General features: G+C 42.9%; 1 protein-coding gene and 1 pseudogene. Both read right to left on the reverse strand.

All coding sequences use genetic code 11. The features are described from left to right. On the reverse strand, positions 1-514 hold a 514-nt coding region (locus QUA78_RS32370), incomplete at its 3' end, for a transposase (RefSeq protein WP_333399254.1). 242 nt (positions 515-756) lie between these two features. Then, positions 757-1,539 (reverse strand): annotated as a pseudogene (locus QUA78_RS32375) (transposase); the annotation flags it as partial. Positions 1,540-2,002: the final 463 nt, after the last annotated feature.

The raw sequence follows: 2,002 nt of genomic DNA on the forward strand, positions 1-2,002 counted from the left end.
GTCGACGTTGAAGATATTGACACACTTGTGCCAATTGTTCAGCGCCTTTAGCGATCGGATTTTCCCAACTGGTAATACGTTCGTGTCTTAAGGGCAGTGCCCAACTGCCGATGGTTGAAGGTATCCAGGCAATCGTACTATAACCTTGACCGATACCAACAGGTATGCCATGAGGTAAGGCGGTGGGTTGATGTTCGTAAGTGCGCTCTTTGAGGGTAGGTGCATGAGGTCTCAACCATGCTGTATGATCGATCGCCAATACTGGACGTTCAACTTGAGACATCTGTTGGATGTATAGTTGCATCAATTTTGCTCGGTCTGGTCTACAATCTTGCAGCGCCTCGTAGACACTTGACCACTCACGTCGAAATAAAGGACTCAAAGCAAAATCTCCTAAACATGAGACGTGGCGGGTCGTCATCACCGCATCTGCTAGTTCAAAGGTGGCATCTTTGGCGTTTCCGAGGCATTGATAAGCAAGTTGACGAAATTCGTATAATTGTTCTAACTTCATGCAGGTAGATTTGAGATTTTTTGCTGAATTCTCAATCTTCTACCCTTACGCTGTCTGTTGAAACTATCGCAGACAGTTTTTTTTCTCTTGTTGGCAGTCAAAGAGAACATCAACGGTCGCGCTCCATCTATCTTATGGTTGAACCTGATAGCTTGTCGCCAGCGACCGTCGCCGTTCTTGATAAACGTTCGCCAGTTGAACAGCGAGCGCACTTTTTGACCTGCTTAGTCTAAACTCCAAAAGTTCTTTAAATTAGCTCCTAACTCGATTAATCTTTCAATATGAGAGAGATTTCTTTTGATGTATTGCAGTTGTTTTTTAATCGCCGTTCTTTTTTTACTCTGCGACGGTCGGCGCTGCTTGGTAATGGATAGGTAGTCTTTACGTGCTTTGTTCCGGTAGGTCCGGGTTTTTTTTTTGCAGAGTTCTTGAATCGATTTATATAGGATATCTACAATCTTTTCTGTTTGCATCCTGGCTCGAACGAGAATGCTGATGTCTGTGGGATAGGTAATATCGGCGCTGGCACAGGTCGCATCTAACAGTAATTTTCCTCGGAGTACACTGTCACTCGGTTCTTCTGGTTCTTTTTTATTTGATTCAGATTGAGGGGTGGTGGCTTCTCGGAGCTTTTTCACCATTTTTTGATTCACTTTATTGACCAGATTGATACTTATTCTTTGTCGAAAATGAACCAATAGAGAGGCATCAAACGGGATTTCATTGCTGTAAGATGAGAGACCAATAAAGTATTGTAGGTATGGGTTTTCCCGTATTTGTTCTACGGTTTCACGTTCGCTGGTTCCTAATTTTTCTTTGATGATTAATGCCCCCAATGCCATCCGAAAAGATTTAGCGGGTGCTCCTATAGATGAGGCAAAATTTAGAGCATATTCTGATTCAAATTCCGACCAGGGAATAAGTTGGGCCATCGTTACCCAACGGTTGTCTGAGGCTAATTTTCCACCATGAGGAAAATTAAAGCTTTCTGGTAGGGTGCCATCTGGGTCAACTTTTCGGTACACGAGTGTCAACGGTGGTGCAAGGGTTCTGTGCCATTTTATCTGTTTTCCTTGCACCTGAGTCTCGTTCTGGCCATCGAAACTCAGGCAGCGCCACCTGATGGCGCTTATTCAGCAAGCCCTAAATAGGTCGTATAAATTACAGAAAGTCAACCCCCTAGAAGTCAAACGCGAGCGGTAGATATTAGTCATGGTCGTCACCTCATCAGAAAAGTATCTGTATTTGATATTCCCGGGAGCGTGTCACTTTTGCGATAAGTATAAATACTTAAGAAAAGTAAAATAGTGGCTTTGAGCCATTGTTGAGCAAAATAGGCGAGAATAATAGTGTCTTATTAATGGCGATTGAACCATGACCCCAGAACAGCAACAGGCGATTCAAACACATGTATAGCAATCCTAAATGAGTATCAAGACTATGATACAATTATATGCAATACTCGATCGTGAATAAAAAGATGAATAA

The organism is Microcoleus sp. K4-B3 (genome assembly GCF_036704615.1).
GTDB lineage: Bacteria > Cyanobacteriota > Cyanobacteriia > Cyanobacteriales > Microcoleaceae > Microcoleus.